General features: G+C 59.3%; 20 protein-coding genes. 8 read left to right on the plus strand and 12 right to left on the minus strand.

Annotation, left to right across the window (positions count from 1 at the left end):
* Positions 1-7: 7 nt before the first annotated feature.
* The 3 genes from MNODULE_RS04435 to MNODULE_RS04445 form a co-directional block, all read right to left on the minus strand.
* A complete protein-coding gene (locus MNODULE_RS04435; RefSeq protein ID WP_168058254.1) occupies positions 8-802 on the minus strand; it encodes an undecaprenyl-diphosphate phosphatase in 795 nt (264 codons plus the stop codon).
* Positions 803-910: 108 nt separating this feature from the next.
* Positions 911-1894: a sugar phosphate nucleotidyltransferase gene (locus MNODULE_RS04440; RefSeq protein ID WP_168058255.1), complete on the minus strand. Its 984-nt coding sequence runs from the start codon at positions 1892-1894 to the stop codon at positions 911-913.
* Positions 1895-2116: 222 nt separating this feature from the next.
* Positions 2117-2950, minus strand: a complete 834-nt coding sequence (locus MNODULE_RS04445; protein WP_168058256.1) for a hypothetical protein — start codon at positions 2948-2950, stop codon at positions 2117-2119.
* Between the two features lie 192 nt (positions 2951-3142).
* On the opposite strand from MNODULE_RS04445, the gene MNODULE_RS04450 reads away from it, so the two are divergent.
* From MNODULE_RS04450 to MNODULE_RS04465, 4 genes are all read left to right on the plus strand, one after another.
* Positions 3143-3517: a hypothetical protein gene (locus MNODULE_RS04450; protein WP_168058257.1), complete on the plus strand. Its 375-nt coding sequence runs from the start codon at positions 3143-3145 to the stop codon at positions 3515-3517.
* Between the two features lie 113 nt (positions 3518-3630).
* The gene (locus MNODULE_RS04455) at positions 3631-4884 is read left to right on the plus strand and encodes a TolC family protein (protein WP_168058258.1); all 1254 of its coding nucleotides are present in this window, start codon (positions 3631-3633) and stop codon (positions 4882-4884) included.
* A 22-nt stretch (positions 4885-4906) separates the two neighbouring features.
* Entirely contained in the window at positions 4907-6520 is a 1614-nt protein-coding gene (locus tag MNODULE_RS04460) for an efflux RND transporter periplasmic adaptor subunit (protein WP_168058259.1), read from the plus strand.
* A 67-nt stretch (positions 6521-6587) separates the two neighbouring features.
* Positions 6588-9761, plus strand: a complete 3174-nt coding sequence (locus MNODULE_RS04465) for an efflux RND transporter permease subunit (RefSeq protein WP_168058260.1) — start codon at positions 6588-6590, stop codon at positions 9759-9761.
* Positions 9762-9805: 44 nt separating this feature from the next.
* Here MNODULE_RS04465 and MNODULE_RS04470 read toward each other — a convergent pair whose 3' ends face one another.
* The 9 genes from MNODULE_RS04470 to MNODULE_RS04510 form a co-directional block, all read right to left on the minus strand.
* Positions 9806-10306 (minus strand): hypothetical protein, encoded by a 501-nt coding sequence (locus tag MNODULE_RS04470; RefSeq protein WP_168058261.1) that lies wholly within the window; start codon positions 10304-10306, stop codon positions 9806-9808.
* A gap of 163 nt (positions 10307-10469) precedes the next feature.
* A complete protein-coding gene (locus MNODULE_RS04475; protein ID WP_168058262.1) occupies positions 10470-11078 on the minus strand; it encodes a cation diffusion facilitator family transporter in 609 nt (202 codons plus the stop codon).
* Between the two features lie 67 nt (positions 11079-11145).
* A complete protein-coding gene (locus MNODULE_RS04480; RefSeq protein WP_202882110.1) occupies positions 11146-11880 on the minus strand; it encodes a ZIP family metal transporter in 735 nt (244 codons plus the stop codon).
* Positions 11881-11908: 28 nt separating this feature from the next.
* A complete protein-coding gene (locus MNODULE_RS04485) occupies positions 11909-15115 on the minus strand; it encodes an efflux RND transporter permease subunit (protein WP_168058263.1) in 3207 nt (1068 codons plus the stop codon).
* An 11-nt stretch (positions 15116-15126) separates the two neighbouring features.
* Positions 15127-16671 (minus strand): efflux RND transporter periplasmic adaptor subunit, encoded by a 1545-nt coding sequence (locus MNODULE_RS04490; protein WP_168058264.1) that lies wholly within the window; start codon positions 16669-16671, stop codon positions 15127-15129.
* Positions 16668-18050, minus strand: coding sequence for a TolC family protein (locus MNODULE_RS04495; protein WP_168058265.1), 1383 nt, complete (start codon positions 18048-18050; stop codon positions 16668-16670). Before MNODULE_RS04495 ends, MNODULE_RS04490 begins: the two co-directional genes overlap by 4 nt.
* Positions 18051-18187: 137 nt before the next feature.
* Positions 18188-18526 (minus strand): hypothetical protein, encoded by a 339-nt coding sequence (locus MNODULE_RS04500; protein ID WP_168058266.1) that lies wholly within the window; start codon positions 18524-18526, stop codon positions 18188-18190.
* A gap of 69 nt (positions 18527-18595) precedes the next feature.
* Positions 18596-20044: a two-component system histidine kinase PnpS gene (pnpS, locus tag MNODULE_RS04505; protein WP_168058267.1), complete on the minus strand. Its 1449-nt coding sequence runs from the start codon at positions 20042-20044 to the stop codon at positions 18596-18598.
* Positions 20034-20717 (minus strand): response regulator transcription factor, encoded by a 684-nt coding sequence (locus tag MNODULE_RS04510; protein WP_168058268.1) that lies wholly within the window; start codon positions 20715-20717, stop codon positions 20034-20036. Before MNODULE_RS04510 ends, pnpS begins: the two co-directional genes overlap by 11 nt.
* 230 nt (positions 20718-20947) lie before the next feature.
* Here MNODULE_RS04510 and MNODULE_RS04515 point away from each other — a divergent pair, with 230 nt between their 5' ends.
* The 4 genes from MNODULE_RS04515 (at position 20948) to MNODULE_RS04530 (ending at position 26447) form a co-directional block, all read left to right on the plus strand.
* Positions 20948-22363, plus strand: a complete 1416-nt coding sequence (locus MNODULE_RS04515; RefSeq protein WP_168058269.1) for a phosphoribosyltransferase family protein — start codon at positions 20948-20950, stop codon at positions 22361-22363.
* 117 nt (positions 22364-22480) lie between these two features.
* On the plus strand, positions 22481-23623 hold the full coding sequence (locus MNODULE_RS04520; protein ID WP_168058270.1) for an SRPBCC family protein: 1143 nt from the start codon (positions 22481-22483) through the stop codon (positions 23621-23623).
* Positions 23624-23911: 288 nt separating this feature from the next.
* Positions 23912-25426: a PAS domain-containing sensor histidine kinase gene (locus MNODULE_RS04525; protein WP_168058271.1), complete on the plus strand. Its 1515-nt coding sequence runs from the start codon at positions 23912-23914 to the stop codon at positions 25424-25426.
* Between the two features lie 13 nt (positions 25427-25439).
* Complete coding sequence (locus tag MNODULE_RS04530) at positions 25440-26447, plus strand: 2-hydroxyacid dehydrogenase (RefSeq protein WP_168059206.1); 1008 nt, start codon at positions 25440-25442, stop codon at positions 26445-26447.
* The last annotated feature ends 3 nt before the right edge of the window (positions 26448-26450 follow it).

Raw genomic sequence — 26450 nt, forward strand, 5'->3', positions numbered from 1 at the left:
GAAGCCGCTATCCCAAAATCAGCAATAACAAAATCGCCGCCGCAATGCGATACCACCCGAAGGGGCTCAGGGTGTAGCGGGAGAGGAGCTGAATGAAGGTTTTTACGGCGAGCCAAGCGGCGATGAAGGAGACGACGAATCCCATGGCAAAAAAAGGGATATCGGCGGCCTCAAGGAAGGAGCGGCTTTTGAGAAGGTCGTAGCCGGTGGCGGCGAACATCACCGGGACGGCGGCGAGGAAGGAATATTCGGCCGCCGTTTTCCGTTCGGTCCCGATGATCATTCCCCCCAGGATCGTCGCGCCGGCGCGGGAGATGCCGGGCCAGAGGGCGAGGCATTGGAAGAGGCCGATCAGCAGGGCGTCTTTCGGCCCCAGCGAATCGAGACCGTGTTTATCCGCCTTGGGGAGGAAGCGCTCGGCGAGGAGAATGCCGATCCCGCCGATTCCCAGCCCGATCGCCACCGTCGTGGTGTTGAAGAGATGTTCTTTGATAAAACCGTGGGCGAGAAAGCCGAAGAGCAGCGCCGGAACGGTCGTCAGCCCCAGAAGGACCATCCCGTTGAATCCGGCGAAGCCGCGGGTCCGAGAGAAATCGAAGAGGTGGAAGAAGCGTTCTTTGTAGAGGACGACGACGGCGAGGATCGCGCCGAGTTGGATGAAGACTTCAAATGTCGAGGCTTTGTCTCCCACGAAGCCGAGGAGGTGTCCGGCGATGATCAGATGACCGGTCGAAGAGACCGGTAGAAATTCGGTCACCCCCTCCACGATGCCGAGAATGGCCGCGTTGAGCAGATCCATCATGCCGAGAACAAAACCTCCCGGTTCGATTGTACTTGCAACCTGCCCGATTCGTCAAATGAAGATTGCATCGGGAGGTTTGACCCAACCGGGTTTTGTCGTCCCAGGAGATTACCGGCTCTGACCGACCAGCAACGATTCGTCCGTTTCCATCGACAGCAGCGGGCTGATCTGGCCCATTTTTCGAAGGTCGCTCACCACCCGGTGGACCGATCCCCAATCGCTCCAGTAGACCCCCCGAACCGGGAGGACGGCGAGGGAGGAGGGGTCCCGGAGCGGAAACCGCTCCAGAAGGTCCTTCGAAAAATTGATGGATGGAATATTTTGATAAATCGCTTGGGCGGCTTCTACCTCTTCGGGTGTCCCGATGGCGTCTAAAAGCGTATCGAAAGAACCGAGAAGCTCGGGGGCGACCGCTCTCGCCAACGCCAAAAGCCGTTTCGTCTTGACCACCATGACCATGGTGTTCCAAAGTCCGCCCCGCCGAACCAGTTCCGATGCGGCCCGCGCCTCCGGTTTTTCGATAAAACGAATCGCCTCCAGCACTCCCGACGGGTTCAGATGGCCGATCTCCCCTCCCGGCAAGATGTAACCATATTCGGGGTCGGGGCCGGTCGGCTGCATTCCGAGCAGGATCAGGCGAGAGGGGTCTTCCGCGACGAGACGGCAGGCCAGATCGACATGATCGATGAAGAGATTCTCCTGGCGGATAAAATGGTCCGACGGAAAGATGACGACGGTGGAATTCGGGTGGTATTTATAGATCCGCATCAGCGGCAGGAGCACGCCGGGCCCGGTCTCTTTATTCTCAGGCTGGAGGATGACGGTGCCGCGGGGGCGGTTTTCGATCTGGCGCCAGACTTCGGCGTACCCCAAGTGCTTCCGATCCACAATGGTAAAAAGACGGTCGGAAGGGATCAGCCGCCGGGCGCGGTCGATCGTTTGCTGCAACAGGGAGCGGCTCTCCGTAAATTGAACATACTGTTTGGGGAGGTCATCTCCCCGCCATCGGCGGATCAGCGGCTGAAGGCGTTTTCCCTCGCCGGCGGCAAGAATGATTCCGCAGAGATCGGACGGCTGAAATCGGTCGGTCATGCTCTTTTCTCCTCATCGACTGTAAAGATCAACTGTTTTAGTCTACCCGATTTATTAAAACAGAACGTTGTTGCGGGGAAATAAAAGTGATGTAAAAAATCTGTTAACGAGTTTGTTCTAGGGGGATACCGCTTTCGGGTTTGAGTCGATGACCGGCGGATGGAGAGAAAGTTCTCCGGATGAGAGCCGGAACCGAGGAGGGGAAAAGGGAGGGTTTCTAAACTAACGAACGCTCTGAGATTTGGGGGAGACGCCGTCTGCCGGGAGTCCCTGGATCTCCTGCTTGATTCGGTCCATCTCTTCCCGGGAGATCCGCCGGGCCGGAACGCCTCCCCAGGTTTCTCCCTCGCCGACACGGGAGCCGGGGAGGAGAACCGAGTGGGCCAGGATCGTCGCGCCGGCGCCGACCTGCACATCTCCCATGACCGTCGCGTTCAAGCCGATGGTCGCTTTGTTGCCGATAAAGGTAGGCGCAATCACGAGTTTTCCCCCGCCGCCGTAGTGGGCGAAGATCCGAACGCTTCCCCCCAAAACGACGTCGTCCTCGACGGTAAGCATGCAGGGATCGGAGATAAGGTAGGTATTGATAAAGGCCCGCTCGCCGATCTTCATCCCCATCGCCCGGAGAAACCAGAGGCCGGGCGGGGTGAGGGTCACGTATTGAAGAAAGGTATATCGGACAAGGTAGAAAAGGCCGTTGTGAAGAAACCAGGGAAGGGCCGCCAGGGTGAAGTAGGTCCCCTTGAACGGCTTGATTCGGGTCGGCAGCAACCGGTTGTAAATCGGAATCACGACCAGGAGGGTAAAGCCGGAGAGAAAGAAGGAAAACCCCAGGCCGGTGCCGAGGAGCGGCCAGCGGAGCCAACCGGGGAAGGATGCGGACCAGGGAACCCAGTGGCTCAAAATCCAGAGGGCAGGGGCGAGCGCCAGGCCGATGGCGGTTGAGGCGATCGTGTAAAGGGTGATCAGCGCAATGAAATAGGCCGGATATCGAAACTGACGGATGAACCGGTCAAGCCGATTGCGCGGCGGCGGATTTTTGGATTCATCAAACATTCAGAAGCCTCGATCAGTGTACATGGCGATAATGATACCACGCGGGCCCTATGCGTACAATCCGATCCGGCAGGATTGAGCGTCATTTAAAAATCGAGACGGAGCGTTGCGTTGTTGCGAAAAGCCGGTCGGGATCGTCCTGTTTGACTTTTTGAAGCGGAGCCTGTATTTTACCCATACGCGGAGAGACCGATGCGATTTCATCGAAAATGCAAGTGGCTCGTCTTAATCATCTTAGGCCTTTCGTTCCTCACCCTCTCACTCGCCAGCGCCTGTATGATTCCCGATTGGGCGCCGAAAGCCGACGATTGCTGCGCCATTCCCTGCCGAAACGTCTCTTCTCCGGAGCTTGCAAAAAGCTTCTGTCATCTTTCCACGCAGCAGCGCTCCCTGCATGCCGGCCCTCAACTTCCCGCGCCGGCGGTTCTTGTGGAAGATGGGCTGGCGCTGATCGCCCAGTCGCTCAAGGCCCCTCCGCTCGTTTTTTCATCCCAATTTGACCTGGATTGTTCCTCACTACAGCCCCAAGGGGATCTCTATATCCTCCACCGCACCCTTCTGCTTTAAATTTTCTCTCCAAACGTCGATTACATGCAATCGCCCGCGCTCCTGAAAACCCAATAGGGCGATTGCACATCTTATTTTGCCCATACATCCAAATATACCGAAGGGAGTTCCTTATGAAACGCCTTCTCTTCGTTTTTGTTTTCATCTTTGGCGCCGTCGGAATGTCGATGGGATTCTCTGCAGCCGAAGAGAGCGCCGATGCTTTGCTCTTGGAAGAAGTTCTAAGAGAGGTCGTCGCGCAAAACCCCGAAATCTTAGCCGCCAAAGGGCGGAGCCTTGCCGCACGGGAGCGGATTCCGCAGGCCTGGGCCCTGGATGATCCGCAATTCGGGATCACCCGATGGGAGTTCCCGGCCAACTTCAACATTCTGAAGGCGAACGAGACCTGGTATACCCTCTCCCAACAGTTCCCCTTTTTCGGGAAAAGGGGGCTACGCGGAAAGATGGCCGATCTGGAGCGCGCCGCAGCCGATGAGGAATTTCGCGCCGTCTCTCTGAGAACCGTCCGCCTGGCCAAACAGGCCTATGATGATCTCTTCCTCGCCCGCAAGCTTTTGGAAATCCACCACGACCAGGTAGATCTGGCCCGGAAATTCTCTCAAATCGCCCAGGAGAAATTCGCGGTCGGCGAGGCTGGCCAGCAGGATCTCCTCCGCGCCCGGATGGAGCTGCTCAACCTCTCCAATGCCGTGATCACGTTGGAGCAAGAGCGGGAGAGCGCCGCTGCGCGGCTGAACATCCTCATGAATCGTCCCGTTTCCGGTTTACTCGGCGTCCCGCAGGCGCCGACCCTTCCTTCCTCGATTCCGGAGATGGAAGCGCTGCAAGGCGACGCGGAAGAAACCCGCTCTGAAAATCGAATCGGAGCGCTGGCCGTCCAGCGAGGAGAGGAGGCGATCAAGCTGGCCAAGCGGGATCGGTTCCCCGATCTGACGGCGGAGGTGGGATTTATGGACATGCATGACCGAGAACACAATGCCTGGATGGCGACCGTCCGGATCAACATTCCGTGGGTCAACAGGAAAAAGTATGACGCCCGAATTCGCGAAAACGAGGCGGAGCAATCCCGCGCGGAGGCGGCCTATCGGTCCGCCGTCAACGAGAGCCGCTTCAAGATCAAAGACCTTTGGACCCGATTTGAAGCATCAAAGCGCCTCGCCGATCTCTATCAAGATGGGATTCTGCCGTTGGCGGAGCAGTCATTGGAGAGTGCGCTGATCGGCTATCAGACCGGAAAAAACGATTTTTTAACGCTCATTGATGCACAGAGGAATTTAAAAGAGGCGGAGACGACCTACTTCCGCGCTCTGGCCGATGCAGACAAGCGCTTGGCCGAACTCGAAGAGATGGTCGGAAGAGAATTTTAAAACATAATTGAGGAGAATCGACATGAAAAATATTAAAAAAACAGGGATCGGCATCAAGGGCGTTTTCCTGATCGTCTTCATTGCGGGGATTGCGCTCCGGGCCTTACAGATCACTTACTATCAGGCGATGAGCGTCACGGAGACGGTCGAAGAAACCGCCGACATGTCCGGAATGGAAGGGATGAGAATGAGGGTGGATGAAACGGGTCAGGCGACGGCGATGCTGACATCGGAGAAAAAAGAGCGGATCGGGGTGAAAGTGGCCGAGGTTCAGGAAAAAGAGATCGAGAAGGTGATCCGGGCCGCCGGACGGGTGGCGTATGACGAACGAAAGCTCGCCCGAATCAACTTGAGGGTCGACGGTTGGATTCAGGATCTCTTCGTCAATTTTACCGGCCAGGAAGTGAGGAAAGGAGAGCCGCTTCTGACCCTCTACTCACCCAATCTTCTCTCCACCCAGCAGGAGTACCTGCTGGCCCTGCGTGGACAGGAAAAGTTGGGGGCCAGTCCGATCGCCGAGGTGCGGGAGACCGGAAGCACGCTTCTCGCCTCGGCGCGAAGAAGACTGCTTCTCTTCGGCATTACCGAAGAGCAGATTCAAGCGCTGGAGGAGCGGGGGAAGCCGCAGACGGCGATCACAATCACCTCCCCGATCAACGGCGTCGTCACCCGTCGAGAAGGGACCCAAGGGATGCGGATCACGCCGGAGGAGACCCTCTATGAAATCGCCGACCTCTCGACCGTCTGGGTAATCGCAGAAGTCTACGAATCGGATCTTTCGTATGTCAAAGAGGGACAGGAGGCCGCCGTCACCGTGGACGCCTATCCCGCCGAGACCTTTCACGGAAAGGTCGCCTATGTCGATCCCTTCCTCAATCCTCAGACCCGGACCGTCCGGGTGCGGCTGGCGCTTCCCAATCCGGGTCGTCGGCTCAAACCGGAGATGTTCGCTGAGGTCGAACTGAAATCCCGCCTCGGGAGGGGACTCCTGGTTCCGGAGTCGGCTCTCCTCGACTCGGGCCTGCGACAGATCGTCTTCATCGATCGGGGGATGCAGATGTATGTGCCGAAGGAGGTCAAGGCGCGCCGGATCGATGGGGCCTACCTCATCCAGGAGGGATTGAACCCCGGCGAGCGGATCGTCACCTCGGCCAACTTTCTGATCGACTCGGAGAGCAAGCTGATGGCCTCGGCCAATATGATGGGGGCGCTCGGGATGGCCGGCATCAAAATGGAGCAGGCCCGGATGGGCGAGATGGAGATGAACATGGAAGGGATGGAAGGAGAAAAAGCGCCCGCAGGACCTCAGACCAGAAAGGCAGGCGGTCTCACCCTGACCTTATCGACCGAGCCCGCCTCTCCAAAGGAGGGGGAGAGCCTCCTCCGTTTGAAGATTGTCGACGCTTCGGGAAAGCCGGTGGAGAATGCGAAGGTCACCTTTGTCTACACGATGCCGATGCCGGGAATGAAGGTGGCGAGAAGGACAGCCTCGTTTAAGGAGGGTCACTATGAATCGAAGGTCAACTTTGGGATGGCCGGGATCTGGGAGGTCACCGCGTTGATCAGCCAGCCGGGAAAACCGGAGGTTCAGGAAAAGTTCATCCTGGAGGTCGGCAGCGACATGGAAGGAATGTAAATGAATGTAATGGAGGGTAGGGGGGGGTAAACCTGCCCTATAGGCTATTCCAACCCGAGAGACAACGATGCTTGCAAAAATCATCGAATACAGCGCAAAGAATAAATTCCTCGTCTTATTAATGATCTTCTTTCTCTCGGCCTGGGGGATCTGGGCAATGCGAAAGGTTCCGCTCGATGCGATTCCCGATCTCTCCGATGTTCAGGTGATCATCTATACTGAATGGCCCGGACGAAGCCCCGATCTGGTCGAAGACCAGATCACCTATCCGGTGGTCACCTCCATGATCGCCGCCCCAAAGGTCAAAGATGTCCGGGGACAGTCGATGCTCGGTTTTTCGTTCGTCTACGTTATTTTCGAGGACGACACCGATCTGTACTGGGCGCGAAGCCGAGTGCTGGAGTATCTGCAGGGGGTCGCCGACAAGCTCCCGGAGGGGGTCACGCCGAGGCTCGGTCCCGATGCCACCGGCGTCGGCTGGGTCTATCAATATGCCCTGATCGACGAGACCGGCCGGCACGATCTCGCCGACCTCCGATCCTTTCAGGACTGGACCCTTCGCTATTGGCTTCAGTCGGTGCCGGGCGTGGCCGAAATCGCGTCGATCGGCGGTTTCGTGAAGCAATACCAGGTGAACATCGACCCAAACAAGCTGTCGGCCTACAATCTCTCCCTTCGCGAGGTGACCGAAAAGATCCGGATGAGCAACGACGATGTGGGAGGACGGGTCATCGAGCAGGCGGGCCGGGAGTATATGGTCCGCGGCCGAGGATACATTCAGTCTCTGGACGACCTCCGAAGCGTTGTGTTGGGGACCAACCCGCAAGGAACCCCCATTCGTGTGTCCGATGTGGCGCGGGTGAGCTTCGGCCCCGACATCCGCAGAGGGGTGGTCGAATTGAATGGAAAAGGAGAGGCGGTCGGCGGAATCGTCGTGATGCGCTACGGCGCCAATGCCCTGGAGGTGATCGAAGGGGTCAAGGCGAAGCTCCGCGAGATCGAACCGTCCCTGCCGGAGGGGATGAAAATTATCCCGACGTATGACCGCTCGGAGCTGATCCGTGCTTCGATCGATACATTGAAAGAGGAATTGATCAAGCTGGCCGCTGTCGTCAGCGTGGTGACGGCGGTCTTCCTGTTTCACCTTCCTAGCGCCTTTGTCGCAATCATCACCCTGCCGGTGGCGATCCTGATCTCTTTTATTTTGATGTATTACCTCGGGATCACCTCCAACATCATGTCGCTCGGAGGGATCGCCATCGCCATTGGGGCAATGGTCGACTCCTCGATCGTAATGGTCGAGAATGCCCATAAGAGGCTGGAGCGGTGGGAAGCCGAGGGAAGCGTCGGAAGCCGGAACGAGGTGATCGTCTCCGCGGCCAAAGAGGTCGGGCCGGCGCTTTTCTTCGCCCTCCTGATCATCTCCGTCGCTTTTCTTCCGATCTTTGTCCTGCAGGGGCAGGAAGGGAGGCTCTTCAGCCCGCTCGCCTATACCAAGATCTTCGCCATGCTCTTTGCCGCGTTCCTGGCGATCACCCTCACCCCGGCATTGATGGTTCTGTTCGTTCGGGGAAAGATCCGGCCGGAGGCGCAAAATCCGATCAGCCGCTTTTTAATTGCGGTTTACGATCCGGCTCTCCGGTCGGCCCTCCGATGGCCGAAGACGATGCTGGCGCTGACGGTATTGCTTCTTCTCTCCACGATTCCGATCTTTCTAAAATTAGGGTCTGAATTTATGCCCCCTTTGAATGAAGGATCGATTCTCTATATGCCGACGACCCTCCCCGGGATTTCGATCACCGAGGCGACGCGGATCTTGAGCCTTCAGGATCGGATGCTCAAAGAGATCCCGGAAGTGGAGCGCGTCTTCGGCAAGATCGGCCAGGCGCAGACCCCGACCGACCCCGCGCCGCTGTCGATGACGGAGACCACCGTCACCTTAAAGCCGAAAGAGCAGTGGCGGCCCGGCATGACCTGGGAGAAGCTGATTGACGAGATGGACAAAAAACTTCAGTTCCCCGGGATGCCGAACATCTGGTGGATGCCGATCCAGACGAGGACCGAGATGTTGGCGACCGGGGTCCGGAGCAGCGTCGGCGTCAAGATCCTCGGATCCGATTTAAACGAGATCGAAGAGATCGGTCTGCAGATCGAGGGGATCATGGGAACGGTCCCCGGAACCCGCTCCGCCTTCTTCGAACGGGTCACCGGCGGATATTACCTCGATTTTAAAATCGATCGCCGGCAGGCGGCCCGATATGGGCTGACTGTGGAAGAGATCGAAGAGGTGATCGAATCGGCCGTCGGCGGAAAAAACATCTCGCAGGTGATCGCAGGCCGCGCGCGTTATCCGATCAATGTCCGCTATTCCAGAGAATACCGGGATGATCTGGAGAAGCTCAAGCGGGTCTTCGTCGCCGCGCCATCTGGCGCGCAGATCCCGCTGGCGCAGGTGGCCGAGATCGGGTATACGGAAGGGCCGCCGATGATCAAGAATGAAAACGGGATGCTCTCCGGCACTGTCTTTGTCGATGTGGCGGGGAGGGACCTCGGCGGTTTTGTTCAAGAGGCCAAAAAGGTCGTCTCGGAAAAGGTAAAGATGCCGCCGGGATATGCCCTGGTCTGGGCCGGACAGTACGAGTACCTGGAGCGGGCCAAGGCGCAGTTGATGTATGTCGTGCCGCTGACCCTCCTCATTGTTTTTTTGCTCCTCTATTTTCACTTCAAGTCGGTCCAAAAGAGCCTGATCATCTTCCTGGCGATCCCCTTCTCATTGATCGGCGCCACCTGGATCGTCTATCTGCTCGGATACAACATGAGCGTCGCGGTCTGGGTCGGGATCATCGCGCTCGCGGGGGTCGATGCCGAGACCGGCGTGGTGATGGTCCTCTATCTGGATGAGGCTTTTGACCGAAGAAGAAAGGAGGGGAAGATGACAACCCTCTCGGATCTTTATGCAGCTGTCATGGACGGGGCGGTTCAGCGGGTCCGCCCGAAGCTGATGACGATCTCCACCACGATCGCAGGTTTGGTTCCGATCCTCTGGAGCACCGGCACCGGTGCCGATGTGATGAAGCGGATCGCCGCCCCGATGGTCGGGGGGATGGTCAGCGCCGCGATCCTGGAGCTTCTGGTGTTGCCGGTGATTTATCTCCTCTGGAGAAAACCGGGGCTCGGAAGAGAGCGCAGAGAGCGACCCGAGGAGAGTTCGGTCATATTATCGGGAACCGTCAAAGAGTGATCGGAGATTTTACTCAAGAGCCTCCAGGATGCGCGGCCTCTATGCTAGGCATAGGCCTGGCGCCGCCGCGCCGCCCGCTCCTCCTCCGTCGGTTTTCCGAAGGAAAACTTCGACAACGCCCAGAGAAAGAGGGCGAAGAGAAAGTGGGGGACGGCCGAGGCCGCGATCAACATCGGGCCGATCTTGAGGCCGAGGAACCCCCACCCGACGAACGGGAAAAAGAAGAAGAGGACCGACGCCCAGAGAATCAACGCCACGAGCAGGGCGTTGCCGAAGGTGAGCCGATCCCGGAAGAGCGCAACATAAACCATCGACCAGAGGGTGACCCATGCGATGTGGAAGAGAAGGCCGATCGGAAGGGGAAGCGGCCGGTTGAGGAGGGTCTCGGCGAAAGCCAGGCCGAGCGGTTCCGGCAGCGGCGAAACGCCGGCTCGAAAGAGCGGAACCATGATCGCCGATAACAGAACGGCATTGATCACGCCGATTCCGGCCCCTTTGAGCAGGTCCCATGTCGAGACGTTGTTGATGCCCTCTCGAATAGACATTGATCCCCTTCATAGCAAAAGTATCCGCGTCTCTTATCTCTAATCTATCGCCTGAATTCGGACGTGTCTATTCCTCACAGGGACTAATCCGTCTGAAAGAGTTCACAGGAACCTTGAAGGCGTTTGAAATCCAGAAACGGTTTTCCTCCCATTCAGATTGGTTTCAACAGCATAATTTTTCTTCTCTCAAGGCCTCATAGCCCTCTCGAACCACAAAGAGGACGATCACCAAGCCGGCGATCGGATCGGCCCACCAGAGTCCATAGAGATAGTTGAGCCCCAACCCGATCAGCAACGCGACCGATAAGAAAACGCAGGCGAGCGTCTGTTTGGAGTCGGCGACCGCGCTGCGGCTGCCGAGCGCCTTGCCGGTTTTGTACTTGAGATAAAAGAGGATCGGCATCATGACGATCGACAAGAGGGCGATGATCAGGCCTGGAAAACTCGGATCAGGCGCCTCACGGCGGACCAATTTCTCAATCGACTCATACGTCACATACGCGCCGAGGATCAGGAACGAACAGCCGACTAGCCGAACAGCCTTTGCTTCGCGCCGCTCCTGTTCTTCCGGGCTGAGCGTCTGATGGTTGCTGAACCGCCAAATCATGACCGCCCCGGACAAAGACTCTACAAAGCTGTCGAGGCCGAACCCCACCAGGGCGACGCTTCCGGCAAGAAGCCCGGCTGCGATCGAGACGATTCCTTCGATCAGGTTATATCCCACCGTAAAATAGGACAGCCGCAACGCTCTCTGCTGAAGTGTTGAATCCATTCTTTCATCCCTTTCTCTTTTCCTTTGTTGGTCCACTCTCCCGGCGTGGCGCTTAAACCAGGTGCCTTTAATCGAGATAGACGGAGAGGAAGGTAAAGAGCGCAAAACCGATGATAAAGGCGAAGGTCGCCTGCTTCGTCTCCTTTCCCTGATGCGCCTGGGGGACGATCTCCTCGACCGTCACCGTGGTCAACATCCCCGCCGTAAACGCCAGCAGCGCCAGCTTCACCACTTCCGGCCGGCCGCGCACCCCAAAGTAGCCGATCGTGGTGCCGAGGAAAATCGGCAGGGCAAAGGCGGCGGCGGCCAAAAGGCGGGTCCGCCTCGGAACGCCCCGTGCTTTGAATGCGGCGATGGTCGCGAATCCCTCGGGGATGTCGGCCGGCACCTGGCCCAGTGCCAGGAGCAGTCCCAAACCGAAGCTCAGGGTGGAGCCTGCGCCGATCATGATCCCGTCGCTGAAGAGATCGACCGAGACGCCGAAGAAGATCATCCAGGGACCCGCTTGGCCTTTTTCACCGCCGTAGCGGCTGCCGACGACATCGAGCAGTGCATCGACGACCATGAAGAGACCTCCCCCGGCGAGAAAAGCCAGAATGATGATCCAGGGCGCCGCCGCCTTTAACGCCTGAGGCATCAGCTCCACCGCCACGACGGCGAGGACGACGCCGGCCGCCCCATGCAAGGCGATGCTGAGCGTCCGCTGAGAGGTCCGGAAGAACTCGGCGAGCAGCCCCCCCAAGAAATTGCCGAGCGCGGGGAGGGCGGCCAAGGCGAGCGTAATCAGATAGTCATTCATCATAACATTCCTTCAGATAACTAATCGCTCTTCACGCCCGCTCCGGCATTTCAGCTTTATCGGCCGGTTTCGTCTCCTCTGCGGCCTCTTCCGCCGTTTCCTTTGCATGAAAGATCCGATAAAGCACCGGAAGGACCAGCAGCGTCAGCGCGGTGGAGGAGAGAATTCCCCCGATGACAACGGTTGCCAGCGGACGTTGGACCTCCGCTCCCCGCCCGATCGCCAGCGCCATCGGAACGAATCCCAATGACGCGACCAAAGCGGTCATCAAGACCGGCCGAAGGCGCGTGATCGCGCCGTGGAAGATCGCTTCATCTAACGCTTGCCCCTCGGAGCGGAGCTTATTGATGAACGTAATCATCACCAGCCCGTTGAGGACCGCGACGCCGGAAAGGGCGATAAATCCGACCCCCGCCGAGATCGACAGCGGGATCCCTCTTAACCAGAGGGCCCCGATTCCGCCGGTGAGCGCCAGCGGGACGCCGGTGAAGACCAGGAGGGAGTCTTTCAGATTTCCGAAGGTGACGAGCAGAAGGAGAAAAACCAGAAGGAGCGCGACCGGAACGACCCTCTTCAGCCGGTTGGCGGCGGAGATCATCTGCTCGAACTGTCCGCCCCAGGCGGTCCAGTAGCCCGCCGGAATCTTGACCCGCTCTTTGAGGGTCCGCTCCGTCTCTTCCACGAATGATCCGATGTCGCGGCCCCGGACATTCGCCGTCACAACGACCCGCCGCTTGCCGTTCTCCCGGCTGATCTGATTGGGTCCGGGGGCGATGTTGAATTCGGCGACGGCGGCGAGGGGGAGAAAATGGGGCCGCGACTCGGCCCGAACGGCCCGGGTGTTTGGTTCGGCCGGGGGAAGGGGAATCGGGATGCGCTTGATCGCTTGAAGGTTGCCTCGAATCTCCTCGGGGAGGCGCACAATTAATTCGAACCGCCGGTCCCCCTCAAAAATCCGGCCCGCGCTTTTCCCCCCGACGGCGATTTCGATCGCTTCCTGAACATCGGAGACGTTGAGGCCGTATCGCGCGATCTCTTTCCGGTTGATCTGAATCGTCAGCATCGGAAGGCCGGTCACCTGCTCCACCTTCACATCCGACGCGCCGGGAATCTTCTCCATCACCTCCGAGATCTTTTCGCCGGTCTCAAAAAGAACGTCCATGTCGTCGCCGAAGACCTTCACCGCCACGTCGCTTCTCACCCCGGCGATCAACTCGTTGAAGCGCATCTGGATCGGCTGTGTGAACTCATAGTTGTTTCCGGGGATTTTCTTGACCGCTGCTTCAATCGCATGAACCAGGTCGGCTTTGGGGCGCTTGGGGTCGGGCCACTCCGATCTCGGCTTGAGCATCACGAAATTGTCGGCGACGCTGGGGGGCATCGGGTCGGTGGCGATCTCCGCCGTTCCAAGCTTGGCAAAGACCGTCTCCACCTCCGGAAATGCTTTGATCCTGGTTTCCAGCAGGTGCTGCATTTCAATCGCCTGGGTCAGACTGGTCCCCGGAATACGGAGGGCGTGCAGGGCGATGTCCCCCTCGTCGAGGCTTGGAATGAATTCGCTTCCCATCCGGGTGGCGAGCAGCCCGCTCAAGATCACGAGAACCGCGGCCGCGACGACCACCGGAACCCTGTTTGCGAGGGCGTGATTCAGCAAGGGGGTATACATTTTCTTGGCCCATCGGACGAGAAAAATCTCTTTCTCGGAGATCGGTCCGGAAAGAAGGAGCGCCACCGCCGCGGGAACAAACGTCACAGAGAGGATCATCGCGCCGAGCAGCGCGGCGATGACGGTGAACGCCATCGGGATGAACATCTTTCCTTCGACGCCGCTCAGTGTCAGGATCGGGAGGTAGACGATCATGATGATCAGCTCCCCGAACATCGTCGCCCGCCGGACCTCTTTCGAGGCGTCGAAAACCGTTTTGAAGCGTTCGGCGCGGGTGAGAAGCCTTCCTGCGCGATGTTGTTCTTCGGCCAGTCTGCGGATGCAGTTCTCGACGATGATCACGGCGCCGTCGACGATCAGCCCGAAATCGAGCGCGCCGAGGCTCATCAAGTTTGCGCTGATTTTGTTTTGGACCATCCCGGTGATGGTGAAGAGCATCGACAGGGGAATGACCAGCGCGGTAATCAGGGCGGCTTTGATGTTTCCGAGAAAAAGAAACAGGGTCGCAATGACCAGAAGGGCCCCTTCCATCAGGTTCTTCTGAACCGTTTCAATCGTTGCATCGACGAGCGTGGTTCGATCATAAACCGTCTTCGCGACGACCCCCTCCGGAAGGGTCCGGTTGATCTCGACCAGTTGATCGGCGACTTTTCGGGAAACCACGCGGCTGTTCTCTCCCATCAACATGAAGACGGTGCCGAGAACAACTTCATTGCCGTTTTCCGTGGCCGCGCCGGTCCGCAGCTCTTTCCCCAGGAGAACTTCCGCCACATCTTTGATGTAAACCGAAACGCCGTGATGATTTCCCACCGCGATCTGCCCGATCTCTTCCGGGTCGGCCACCTGCCCGGGGGCCCGAATCAGGTATTGCTCTCCCCGGTGCTCGATATAGCCTGCGCCGATATTGTTGTTGTTCCGGGCGAGCGCCTCCAGAATGTCCTGGAAGGTGAGTCCATAGGCGATCAATTTTTCCGGATGGGGGGTGACATGAAACTGCTTCTCATAGCCGCCGATGGTGTTGACCTCGGTCACCCCCTTCACGTTCCGAAGCTGCGGTTTGACGACCCAGTCCTGGATCGTTCTCAAGTCGGTCGGCGTATAGGCGCCGCCGTCGGGTCTTTTTGCCCCTTCCTCCGCTTCGACGGTCCACATGTAAATCTCGCCGAGGCCGGTGGCGATCGGCCCCATCGTCGGTTCGATTCCCGGAGGCAACTTTCCCTTCGCTTCTTGAATCCGCTCGTTCACCAGTTGCCGGGCGAAATAAATGTCGGTGCCGTCTTCGAAAATAACGGTCACCTGGGAGAGTCCATACCGGGAGAGGGAGCGGGTCTCTTTCAGATGGGGGAGCCCCGCCATGACCGTTTCGACCGGGAAGGTGATCCGCTGCTCGGCTTCCAGCGGGGAGAAGCCGGGGGCCTCGGTGTTGATCTGGACCTGGACGTTGGTGATGTCGGGGACGGCGTCGATCGGGAGCTGCTGATAATGATAGACGCCGAGGGCGGCGACGGCCAAGGTCGCCATCAGAATGCCCCACCGCCGGCGGATGGAAAATTTTAAGATTCCTTCAAGCATGTTCCATCTCCTTAATGATCGTGGGACGCCCCCGTCTTACCAAGTTCGGCCTTCAGGACAAAGCTGTTCTTCGCGGCATATTTCTCTCCCGGAGAGAGGCCCGAGATCACTTCCACCCAATTCCCGTCGCTTCGCCCTAATTCCAGAGGCCGTGCTTCGAACTGATCTCCATGCTGTATGAAGACGACGCTCCAGTCCCGAAAGGTCTGGATTGCCTCGGATGAAACCGCAACCGGAACAGGCGCCTCTTCTTGAACCAGTTCGACCGTTACGAAGAGGCCCGGCCGCCAGAGTCCGTTTGGGTTCGGGATGTCGACATGGGCCGAAGCGGTCCGTGTCTGCTCCCCGACGAGGGATCCGATGAAGGAGACCTTCCCTGTTGTTTCCAATTCAAGCTCCTTCGATCGCACTGTCACTTTTTGTCCCACCCGGACGGCGCGCAGATCCTTCGGATAGACCGTCATCTCTCCCCAAACGGTCGAGAGATCGGCGATGACGAAGAGTTCGGCGTCCCCTTTCACGGCCTCACCGGTTGAAATCCGTTTTTCGATGATCATTCCGTCGAGCGGCGATTTGACTTCATAGCGTGTCAGCGCTTTCGAAACGAAGGGGGCCCGGACCTCCCGCTCCACCACCGCCCCTTCCGGCTCAATCGCCAATGACGTGAGGTCCGCATGCGAAAGTCCCAAGGCCAACAGTTTCTGCTCCGAGGATTGCCTGGCAATTTCGGCCTCTTCCAGCGCGTGACGGCTGGCGAGATAATCCTGTTCGGGCGAGATCTTCTTTTTCCAGAGACTTTCCTCCCGAACAAAAGCGGCCTGCGCAAATTCTAAACGGTGCACCGATTCGATGTACTCCGTTTTTGCCTCCGCCAATTCCCGGCTGTCGAGTGTTGCGATGACCTCCCCCTTCTTGACGTTCTCTCCCAGGTTTTTACGGACCTCCGTGACAACCCCGGATAGCCGTGGGACAACATGAGCCACCTTGTTTTGGTTGAGCCGGATCTCGCCGGGAAGTTCGAGAATCGTCTTCATCCGGATCGGGCCGGCGGTCCCGATTTCGATTCCGGCCGCCTCCGCGACCTCCGGGGCCATCTCCACCCGCCCTTCGACCTGCGCGTATTCCCAGCGATGGGTCCGGCCGTGGCGCTCCGCGGCGACTTTCACGTCGAACGAGTGCGGCTCTTCGATGGTTTTATCGCCGCGAAGGAAGTCCCCCTCCTTTTGAAAGCCGATCTCTTCCACCCGTCCCCCGAGCCGGTGCAGCGCCGCCGTCAGATGCACTTCGCTCGGATCGATCTGCTTTCCCTTTTCATAGGCATAGGCCCGAAATTGCGGCGGCACACCGCGCTCATAGAGGGTCAGCTCGATTTGAAAATCGCCGTCCGACAAAAGCCTCCCTCCGTGAGGCCCTTTCATCCCCTCACCGGGATCCCCCTTTTCCTCTTCATGGAATTCGCCCCCCTGTGACTTTTTCTCCGTTCGCACGATCGCCAACGCCAGGACGATTCCCACCAGGAGAATGGCGCCGACGGCGATGATATTTTTCACTTTCATTTGAGGACTCCGTTGTTTTGACCGGTCTCTTTTTGAAGGGGGCTGTTTTCGACGCTATCCAGCGGCGCCCCGATCAACCGTTCGACTTCGGCCGCCGCCTGGTGGTAGTCGGCCAGCGCGCGCAGATGTTGCGCGCGGGCGCTGAAGAAGGTCCGCTGCGCATCGAGCACATCCAGCAGGCCGAACTTGCCGAGCCGATATCCTTCGTTCGCCGCCTCGAAGGCGCTCTCTGCGCCGGGAAGCAGATGATCCCGAAGGGCCTGCGCCTCGCTGTGCGCACGAGAGAGGGCCCCGTAGGCTTCGCTCAATGCGGTGGCGACGCGGACTTCGGCGGCCCGGCGCTCCTGTTTCGCCCGCTGCAGTCGATGTTGCGCTTCCTGAATGGCGCCTTGATTTCGATCGAAGATCGGCAGCGGGATCGTTACACCGACGACAAACGCGGTCTCCTCTGTTTCGTCGAATCGCCGAACGCCGCCGCTGAGGGTGATGTCCGGAAGCGTTCGGGATCTTTCCAGATCGATGACCGCCCGGCGCTGAGAAATTTCCGTCGCCCAACGGGCGAGGTCCGGATTTTGGGAGAGGCGTTGAGCCAGTTGCTCCACCGGAGGAATCGCAGGGAGAGAACCGAGGTTCCCCTCCACCTTTTCAAATTGAGGGATCGTGCTTCCCCAGGCGGCGGCCAGGCGCTTACGTGAGAGATCCAGACTTCGTCCGGCCCGCTCCAGCTCGATTTTGGCGGAAGAAAGCCCTACGTTCGCCCGGGTCTCTTCAATCGGGGAGACCTTCCCCGCGCGCACCCTTTCCGAAACCACCCGCGCCACCTCTTCCGCAAGGCGCCCGCGCTCTTCGGCGAGGGTGATGTTTTGCTGGTCGCTCAACACTTCGATAAAGGTTTGCGACACCCGCGTCAAAACATCGATCCGTTTGGTTTCATAATCCCACCCCGCCAGGTCGCGATTCAGGGAGGCCGCCTCGATTCTTGCAGCGCGTTTTCCACCCGTTTCAATCAGCCGGCTGAGCCGGAGGGTCGTTTCGGTTCCAACGCCGATATCTTCCATCTCGGCCCCGAGATGCGGATTGGGGAGCCGCCCCGCCTGAAGGGCGGCCGCCTCCCGCGCGCGGATCTCCGAGGAGAAGGCCGACAGCTCCGGATTTTTCATCAGGGCCAGCGCGAGGGCCTGCCGTAGGGTCAACGTATCGGCCGGTTCCTCAATGGCCGACGGTTCCGGTCCCGTCGTCGGCTCGGCGTGGGCGCGGAATGTGGGAAGGTCGCTTCCAAGGGGACGAGGCGCCGGAAAGGTCCGATCCGGGCGGGAAGCGGCGCATCCGATCAGTCCGAACACCAGCATCCCCCAAAAGAGGGCCGTCTTTCGGTTCATAAAATTTCTCCGCAAATATGTTTTACGGCCCGGTTGCGTCGCATTGACCACACATCGGGGCGTTGTAGGGGCGTATTGCAATACGCCCCTACAGGGTAAAAAAATGAAAAGAAGCGATTATTCTATCGGATTGGATTCTAAAGACGGAGGATGGGCGGTCTGAGGAGACCGTCGATCGGCGGCGCTTTGGCGAATTCCTTGAACGTTGAAAGGAGGGGTTGGTTGGCGATCGATCTTTCAAAGCCGATCTCCATTGCCGGCCGGAAGGAAAAGTGACAAAGACAGTGGCAGTCGGCCGTCTCCACATCGGAGGAACGGGAGGAGTCCGCAGAACCTTCCGAGAGGGAGAAGGGGCCGGAAGGCGAGACGCTTTCCAACCGCCACTCTGCAGCGCAAGGATCGTAGACCGTCCCGATCGAGAAGATGATCAGGAGGAGGGTCGTTAAAAGAATGAGATGTTTTCCTGGGCGGCGCATGCTTGCTCTCAAGAAGGCTGACAGGGCTTATATACCACAGCCGCCCGGAAATGACAATCGTCGAGGCCGTTAGAGACCGGCCCCGACCGCGCCGGCCGGGGTCTGGTTCGGGAGGAACAAGATGAACCGCGACCCCTTTCCGATCTCGCTTTCGACCGTGATTTTCCCGCCGTGCGCTTCGACAATATGTTTCACGATCGAGAGCCCCAGGCCGGTCCCGCCGAGCTCCCGCGAGCGGGTCCGATCGACCCGGTAGAAGCGCTCGAAGATCCGGCCGAGATCTTCCCGCGGGATGCCGATGCCGCTGTCCCGGATCTCAATCGCGACCCCCTCGCCGGTCCCGGAAGCGGTCACGGCGATCGTCCCCTTCTCCGGCGTATATTTGATCGCATTGTCCAACAGGTTGATGAAGACCTGGTTTAATTTTTCGGGATCGGCCGAAAGCGAGAGCCCCGGTTCGATAGAGACGGCGAGCGTCTGTCCTTTCTTCTCCGCAAGCGGCTTGAGCAACAAGAGATTTTTATCGACCGCCTCGCGAAGGTCGATCCGGGCCGGCCGGATCGGATCGAGTCCCGATTCGATCCGGGAGAGCTGGAGCAGATCGCGGACGATGTTGGCCATCCGGTCGGTATTCTTCTGAAGGATGGCGAGAAACTCCCTCGCTTCTTCCCGATTCTCCAGTCCACCGTCGGCCAGGGTTTCCAGATAGCCTTTGATCGCCGCCAGCGGAGTGCGCAGCTCGTGCGAGACGTTGGCGACGAAATCCTTCCGCATCCGCTCCAGCCGCTTGATCTCGGTGATATCGTGAAAGACGAGAACGACTGATCGGGGGGGTTGCTCCGTCACGGAGGCTTGGACCTGGAGATGGGGCCGGTAAGCCGTTTCGAGCCGGAGCTCCTGCGAGAGGGACCGACCGGTCTGAATGACCTCCTTGATCAAAGCATTGAGCGGATGATGGCGCAGGCGCTCGTAATGGTACCGGCCGATCCACGGCTCGCCCGCAAGACCGAACATCTTCTCGAAAGAGGTGTTGGTCAGGACGATCTTCCCTTTGTCGTCCAGAACCAGAACCCCTTCCACCATCCCGGAAAGGATGGCGAGGGTCTTGACGCGGTCGTCGGAGAGATCTTGTATTTTCCGTTGGAGGTCCTCCGCCATCCGGTTCAGCGCCTCCGCGAGCGCTTCCATTTCATCCCCCGATCGGATCCGGACGCGATGGCGGAAGTCTCCCCGCGCGATCTTTTGGGCCGCCTCGGTCATTTGAATCAGCGGAGCAACCAGCCGTTTTGAGAGAAGATAGCTCAGGAAGATCGCTCCAAAGAACGCAATCCCGATGGCGATGAGGAGAAAATACCGCATTCGGGTCATCTGAAGGAGCAAGCCGCCGAGGAGGAGGGGGGCCAGGGTGGCGAAAAAGAGGACGGCCGCCATCCACTTCCATTGAATCGGAAGGAGGCGAGGGACCGCCCCAAATCGGGGGGCGCGGAACGTTTGTCCGGTCGGTCTGTTAGTCTTCATCGGTCAGCTTATAACCTAACAAGGGAACCGTCTCGATCGCCTCTTCGAGCAGCGGGATCTTTTCCCGCAACCTGCGGATGTGCACATCGACCGTCCGGGTGGTCCCGAAATAGTCATACCCCCAGACGGTGTTGAGCAGATGATCGCGCGTGAGGACGATCCCTCTGCTCTTGAGGAGCTGCTCGAGCAGAGAGAATTCTTTCGCCGTGAGGGGAATCTTCTTCTCCGAGAGCCTCACCTCATGGCGGACGACATCCAACACCAGATCGCGATACGCGTAGCTTGAGGCGCTCTCCTTGCGCTCGGTTCTCCGGAGCAGCGCTTTCACACGCGCCATCAGCTCTTTGGGGGAGAAGGGCTTGGTGACATAATCGTCGGCTCCGAGCTCCAGCCCCACGATCTTGTCACTCTCCTCATCTTTGGCGGTGAGGAAGAGAATCGGAATCGAGGCGGTCTCCTCCTTGGCGCGAAGCTTTCTGCAGACTTGGAGCCCGTCTTCTCCCGGCATCATCACATCGAGGATCACCAGCGCCACCGGCTGTTTGGCGATGATCTTCAGCGCCTCGGCGCCGTTCGCGACACAAAGCGGCTCGAATCCTTCTTTCTGCAGATGATGCGCCACCAGTTTGCTCAAATCGGCCTCGTCATCCACCACTAGGATTTTCTGCGGCATTTTTGCTCCTCGGAAATAAAACACGCTATTGTAACATAAGGGCATTACATGAGGGTAGGGCGTATTGCAATACGCTCTCTGACAATTGTAATCCTTTCAGGTTACCGGTTCTACGTATTTTGTAGTATTGATCTGCTCGAAGATAAAGTCCTATCCTGGATAGGAAAGGGGCCCTGACCGTTGCGCAGGCGCGGCTGTGCCGCGACGCCTTAGAGAAGCAAGGGTGGAGAATGGTGTTCAAAGACAGAGCGGCCGCCGGCCGCCGACTGGCCGAGTCTCTTCAAGAATTCCGAAATGAAAATCCAATTGTTCTGGCGCTTCCGCGGGGAGGGGTCCCCGTCGGATACGAAGTGGCGCGCGCCCTGAATGCCCCGCTCGACGTCATGATCGCGCGCAAGCTCGGCGCGCCCGGCCAGCCGGAGCTGGGGATCGGCGCGATCGCGCCGGGCGGGGTGCGTGTTCTCAACGAAGAGGCGATCGACATGCTCGGCATTCGTGAGGCGGAGATCGAAGCGATCGCCGCCGAAGAGGAGCGGGAGTTGGCGCGCCGTCTGCGCCGCTTTCGAGGAGACCGTCCCCCTCCCGCGCTTCGGGGGCGGACCGTCATTCTGGTGGATGACGGCCTGGCGACCGGGGTGACGGCAAAGGCGGCGATCCGGGCGATCCGGAAGGAGGAGCCGCGGCGAATCATCTTTGCCGTCCCGGTCTGCGCTTCCGATACCGCCCGGTCGCTCTCGGAGGAGGTCGACGCGCTCGTCTGCCTCGAAGCCCCCCCTTCTTTCGGCGCCGTCGGCCTCTGGTACCAGAACTTCGAGCAAACTTCGGATGAAGAAGTCTTGGAATGGTTGGAGCGGGCGCGGGAGGAGACGGCGGCAGTCGAAGGAAGAGAAGCGCCGGCGACGGGATCGAATTCGCCGGCAAGAGGGCCGAATCCGCCGGCCGGGGGGCCGAATCCGGCGGCCGGAAGGCCGAATCCGGATGACCCCCGCTCCGTGACCGTCACTGCCGGACGCATCCGGCTTCAGGGAGATCTCCGAATCCCGACGGGGGCGCGGGGGATCGTTCTCTTCGCGCACGGAAGCGGCAGCAGCCGCTTCAGCCCCCGAAACCGGTTCGTCGCCGACGTGCTCCATCGCGCGGGTCTCGCGACCTTCTTGCTCGACCTGCTCACGGCCAAGGAGGAGTCGATCGATCGGGTGACGGCGGCGCTACGATTCAACATCGGCCTCCTTGCGGAGCGGCTCGTCGAGGCGACCGATTGGGTCGCCCGACAGCCCGAGACCGGTTCGTTTCGGGTCGGCTATTTCGGCTCCAGCACCGGGGCCGCGGCGGCGTTGATCGCCGCCGCCCGGCGTCCCGACCGGGTCGGCGCGATCGTCTCCCGCGGCGGCCGTCCCGACCTCGCCGGACCGGCGCTTTCAGAGGTCCGGGCGCCGACCTTGCTGATCGTGGGGGGAGAAGATCGTCAGGTGATCGAGCTCAACAAAGGGGCGATGGCGCGGATGCGGGCCCCTGCGGAGCTGAAAATTATTCCCGGCGCGACACACCTTTTCGAAGAGCCCGGGGCGTTGGAGCAGGTGGCGCGGATGGCATCGGATTGGTTTGTTCGACATCTGGACGCCGCCGGGCAGGCCAAGGCGGCATAGAAAGTCGTACGTCATTCCGGAAAACAGCGCTAAATTCCTATTTCAAGAGAACCGACACGGTTTCTGAGTCGAAGAAGCGTTCTTTACTGAAGCGGTTGTGATTTAAGGAGGTGGAAAATGAACAGAGGATTATCGATGATCGGCGGCGTCGGTCTGGGTGCCGCGTTGGCTTATTTGTATGATCCCGAGATGGGGAACCGGCGCCGCGCCATGATCCGTGATAAAGCGGTGAGAGCGTTGAACAAAACGGGAGACGCCGTTGAAGCGACGGCCCGGGATGTCCAGCACCGGCTGATCGGAACGGTTTCGGAGCTTCGGTCGCGTGTGGAGGAGGCGGGCGAGGAGGTGGGCGACGAGCTGCTCGAGGCGCGGGTCCGGGCGAAGCTCGGGATGGTCAGCTCCCATCCGGGAGCGATCGAGGTCCGGGTCAACGACGGGAAAGTGACCCTCAGCGGGCCGATCCTGGCCGAAGAGGTCGATTACGTTCTCTCCGCAGTCCCCTCCGTCCGAGGGGTCAAAGAAGTGGAGAATCAGCTGGAGGTCCACCAAACCTCCGATAATGTCCCGAGTCTGCAGGGAGGGACGCCGCGCAAGCCGCCGCAGTTCGAGTTGATGCAGGAGCATTGGTCGCCGACGGCAAGGACGCTGATGGGGATCACAGGAACCGTGCTGACCCTTTATGGTTGGAGGCGGGACGGATTCTTCAGAACGATCGTCGGCACGATCGGCTTGGGGGCCCTTGCGCGAAGCGTCACGAACATGCCGATGAAGCGGATTGTCGGCGTCGGGGCGGGACATCGCGCGGTCGATATCCAGAAAACGATCAATATCGCCGCCCCCGTCGAGAAGGTCTTCGAGTTCTGGAACAATTTTCAAAACTTTCCCAAGTTCATGTCGAATGTGCGTGAAGTTCAAACGCAGGGAGAAGACCGATCGCATTGGATCGTGTCGGGTCCGGCGGGGGTTCCGGTGGAGTGGGACGCGGAGATTACCGAACGGATTCCCAACAAAATCATCGCTTGGAAGACCGTTCCCGGCGCGACGGTGGAGCATGCCGGGATCGTCCGGTTTGATCCAAACCCCGACGGGACCACCCGGGTCGAGATTCGAATGTCGTATAATCCCCCGGCCGGCGCCATCGGCCATGTCGTCGCCTCGCTGTTCGGCGCCGATCCGAAGAGTGAAATGGATGCCGATCTGGCCCGAATGAAGACCCTCATCGAAACCGGCATCCGCCCGCACGACGCGGCGGCGGCGTAGTCCCCTTGTCGATGGATCCGATCTGTTGCCGGGTCCGACGTTGAAGATCCCGGATGAAGCCGCCGGTTGTCCCGGCGGCTTCGCTTCCATTCTCCTCCGCTTTTTTCAAGAATCCCGCTGATTGGGCGGTAAAGAGACCTCCCTTCAGGGCCCCCCTTTTCGGAAAAGAGCACGGATCGATTGATTCCTTTGATTTTTGGCGGCCGTCTGCAGGATCGATCTGGTTCTTGTGCGAGCATCAAGAGGGTGATAACATGGGGTGAATCGATCAAAGAGGAGAGATTCGCGATGGAAAGTAAAGAGAAGACGAGGCTCCTCACGGAGATCAAGAACCTGGAAGGCCGTCTGGAGCTGACGCTGCGGGAATCCCATCGGCTTTTCCAGTCGGCCTTTGATGCCTTGTCTGCCCATATCGCCATTCTGGATGAACAGGGGGGAATGATTGCGGTGAATGCGCCGTGGCGTCGATTCGCGGCGGCGAATTATCTGATGATGGCGGCCGAAGGGGTGGGGTGGAACTATCTCCGTCTCTGCGAGACGGCGGTCGGAGAGGGGGCGGAGGCGGCGCACGCGTTGGCCGCCGGCATCAAACAGGTGATTTCGAAAGAGCAAGACGAGTTTACCCTGGAGTATCCCTGCCACAGTCCCACCGCGCAGCGCTGGTTCATCGTCCGGGTCACCCGCTTCGAGGGGGAAGAGGAGGGCTCGGTCCGTGTTGTCGTCGCGCATGAAGATATGACCGATCAAAAGCGGGCGGAGGAGGCGCATCAGCGGCTGGCGTCGATCGTCGAGTCTTCCAACGACGCCATCATCGGAATGAACCTCGACGGCACCATCCTCACCTGGAACCCCGGCGCGGCGCAGATCTACGGCTACTCGGCCGATGAGATTCTCGGCGCCTCCGTCTCCATTCTCATCCCGCCCGATCATCCAGACCGGGTGGATGAGATCCTCGAGCGAATCCGCCATGGGGATCGGATCGATCCGTATGAAACCGTTCGAATGAGAAAGGACGGCACGCGGATCGACGTCTCGGTCACGACCTCCCCGATTCGGGACGCCGAGGGGAAAATCGTCGGCGCCTCCAGCATCACCCGCGACATCAGCCGGCGCCGGGCGGCGGAGCGGGAGCGCCGGAAGCTGTCGAGCGTCATCGAGCAGACGGATGACGTCGTCGTCATCACCGACCGGGACGGCGTGATCGAGTATGTCAACCCCGCCTTCGAGCGGAAGACCGGCTATACCCGAGAGGAAGCGGTCGGAAAAACCCCCCGGATCGTCAAATCGGGGAAACATGGGCCGGAGTTCTACAACCGGCTGTGGGAGACGATCCTTCGAGGCGAGGTCTTCCGGGGCGAGCTGGTCAACAAGAAGAAAAACGGGGCTCTCTACCACGAGGAGAAGACGATCACGCCGATTAAAAACCGAAAAGGGGAGATCATCAATTACGTCTCGACAGGAAAAGACATGACGATGAGAAAGGAGATGGAGGCGGCGCTGGAGCAGGCCCGGGCCGCCACGATCGAAAAAGAGCGGCTGGAGTCGATCCGGGCCCTTTCGATGACCTATGCCCACAATATCCTCAACGCCATCACCCCGATCAGAAGTTACGCGGAGCTGATGGTCAAGCGGATGGAGCTTTCCGACCCGAAGGTGAAGTGGGCGCAAGCGATCATCGACGGAACGGGGGAGGTGGTCCGGATTATCCGAAAGCTGGAGGAGATCGACCGCTACCAAACGACCGAGCAGAGCGGGATCAAGCTCTTCGATGTCGATCCGATCAAAGAGAAACGAGAGAAATAAAACGGGGATTCGAATGCGGGCCGCGCTCTTCAGCACCAAACCGTACGATCAGAGCTTCTTTGAGGCGGCGAACGAAACCTGCCGACATGAGCTGGCTTTCTTCGAGCCTCATTTGGATTTGAAGACGGTCACGCTGGCGGCCGGCTTTCCGGCAATCTGTCCCTTCGTCAACGACCGGCTCGACCGGCCGGTCCTGGAGAAACTGGCTCAACATGGGACCCGTCTGGTCGCATTGCGCTCCGCCGGATTCAACCATGTCGATCTGATCGCCGCGCGGGACCTGGGGCTGACCGTCGTTCGGGTGCCGGCTTATTCTCCTTATGCGGTGGCCGAACATACGGCGGCCTTGATCCTTTCCTTGAATCGGAAGATTCACCGCGCCTACGCCCGGGTCCGGGAAGGGAATTTTGCTCTGGAGGGATTGCTCGGCTTCGACCTGAACGGCCGGACGGTGGGGATCATCGGCACCGGAAAAATCGGAACCGTGATGGCGCGGATCATGAACGGTTTCGGATGCCGCCTTCTCGCGCATGATCCTTTTCCAAATGAGGAATGCAAGGAACTGGGGGTCGAGTACACCGCGCTTTCCGATCTCTATGCGGCCTCCCGCATCATCACCCTCCACTGTCCGCTGACCCCGGCGACCCATCATCTGATCAGCGACAAGGCGTTGATGCAGATGCAGAACGGCGTCATGCTGATCAATACGGGACGGGGGGCGCTGATCGACACGCAGGCGGTCATCGCCGCCTTGAAGTCGGGAAAGATCGGATCCCTCGGCCTCGATGTTTACGAAGAGGAGGCCGATCTCTTCTTCGAAGATTTGTCGGGCCGCGTGATTCAAGACGATGTTTTCGCGCGGCTGCTCACCTTTCCGAATGTCTTGATCACCGGCCATCAAGGCTTCTTCACCCAAGAAGCGATGGCGCGGATCGCCGAGACGACCCTCGGCAATCTCTCCGACTTCGAGCGGGGCCGAAAGTTAAACAATGCGGTCCGCGCCGAGCAGGTTCTTCGATAAAAA

Source organism: Candidatus Manganitrophus noduliformans, from assembly GCF_012184425.1.
In the GTDB taxonomy this organism is placed as follows: Bacteria; Nitrospirota; Nitrospiria; order SBBL01; family Manganitrophaceae; genus Manganitrophus; species Manganitrophus noduliformans.

Bases quoted from the DNA above. Each gene is read 5' to 3' on its own strand.
- MNODULE_RS04440 (WP_168058255.1), bottom strand. From the start codon at position 1,894: ATGACCGACCGATTTCAGCCGTCCGATCTCTGCGGAATCATTCTTGCC.
- MNODULE_RS04460 (WP_168058259.1), top strand. From the start codon at position 4,907: ATGAAAAATATTAAAAAAACAGGGATCGGCATCAAGGGCGTTTTCCTG.
- MNODULE_RS04450 (WP_168058257.1), top strand. From the start codon at position 3,143: ATGCGATTTCATCGAAAATGCAAGTGGCTCGTCTTAATCATCTTAGGC.
- MNODULE_RS04465 (WP_168058260.1), top strand. From the start codon at position 6,588: ATGCTTGCAAAAATCATCGAATACAGCGCAAAGAATAAATTCCTCGTC.
- MNODULE_RS04520 (WP_168058270.1), top strand. From the start codon at position 22,481: ATGAACAGAGGATTATCGATGATCGGCGGCGTCGGTCTGGGTGCCGCG.
- MNODULE_RS04455 (WP_168058258.1), top strand. From the start codon at position 3,631: ATGAAACGCCTTCTCTTCGTTTTTGTTTTCATCTTTGGCGCCGTCGGA.
- MNODULE_RS04435 (WP_168058254.1), bottom strand. From the start codon at position 802: ATGATGGATCTGCTCAACGCGGCCATTCTCGGCATCGTGGAGGGGGTG.
- pnpS (WP_168058267.1), bottom strand. From the start codon at position 20,044: ATGAAGACTAACAGACCGACCGGACAAACGTTCCGCGCCCCCCGATTT.
- MNODULE_RS04490 (WP_168058264.1), bottom strand. From the start codon at position 16,671: ATGAAAGTGAAAAATATCATCGCCGTCGGCGCCATTCTCCTGGTGGGA.
- MNODULE_RS04515 (WP_168058269.1), top strand. From the start codon at position 20,948: ATGGTGTTCAAAGACAGAGCGGCCGCCGGCCGCCGACTGGCCGAGTCT.
- MNODULE_RS04470 (WP_168058261.1), bottom strand. From the start codon at position 10,306: ATGTCTATTCGAGAGGGCATCAACAACGTCTCGACATGGGACCTGCTC.
- MNODULE_RS04445 (WP_168058256.1), bottom strand. From the start codon at position 2,950: ATGTTTGATGAATCCAAAAATCCGCCGCCGCGCAATCGGCTTGACCGG.
- MNODULE_RS04510 (WP_168058268.1), bottom strand. From the start codon at position 20,717: ATGCCGCAGAAAATCCTAGTGGTGGATGACGAGGCCGATTTGAGCAAA.
- MNODULE_RS04480 (WP_202882110.1), bottom strand. From the start codon at position 11,880: ATGATGAATGACTATCTGATTACGCTCGCCTTGGCCGCCCTCCCCGCG.
- MNODULE_RS04485 (WP_168058263.1), bottom strand. From the start codon at position 15,115: ATGCTTGAAGGAATCTTAAAATTTTCCATCCGCCGGCGGTGGGGCATT.
- MNODULE_RS04500 (WP_168058266.1), bottom strand. From the start codon at position 18,526: ATGCGCCGCCCAGGAAAACATCTCATTCTTTTAACGACCCTCCTCCTG.
- MNODULE_RS04475 (WP_168058262.1), bottom strand. From the start codon at position 11,078: ATGGATTCAACACTTCAGCAGAGAGCGTTGCGGCTGTCCTATTTTACG.
- MNODULE_RS04530 (WP_168059206.1), top strand. From the start codon at position 25,440: ATGCGGGCCGCGCTCTTCAGCACCAAACCGTACGATCAGAGCTTCTTT.
- MNODULE_RS04495 (WP_168058265.1), bottom strand. From the start codon at position 18,050: ATGAACCGAAAGACGGCCCTCTTTTGGGGGATGCTGGTGTTCGGACTG.
- MNODULE_RS04525 (WP_168058271.1), top strand. From the start codon at position 23,912: ATGGAAAGTAAAGAGAAGACGAGGCTCCTCACGGAGATCAAGAACCTG.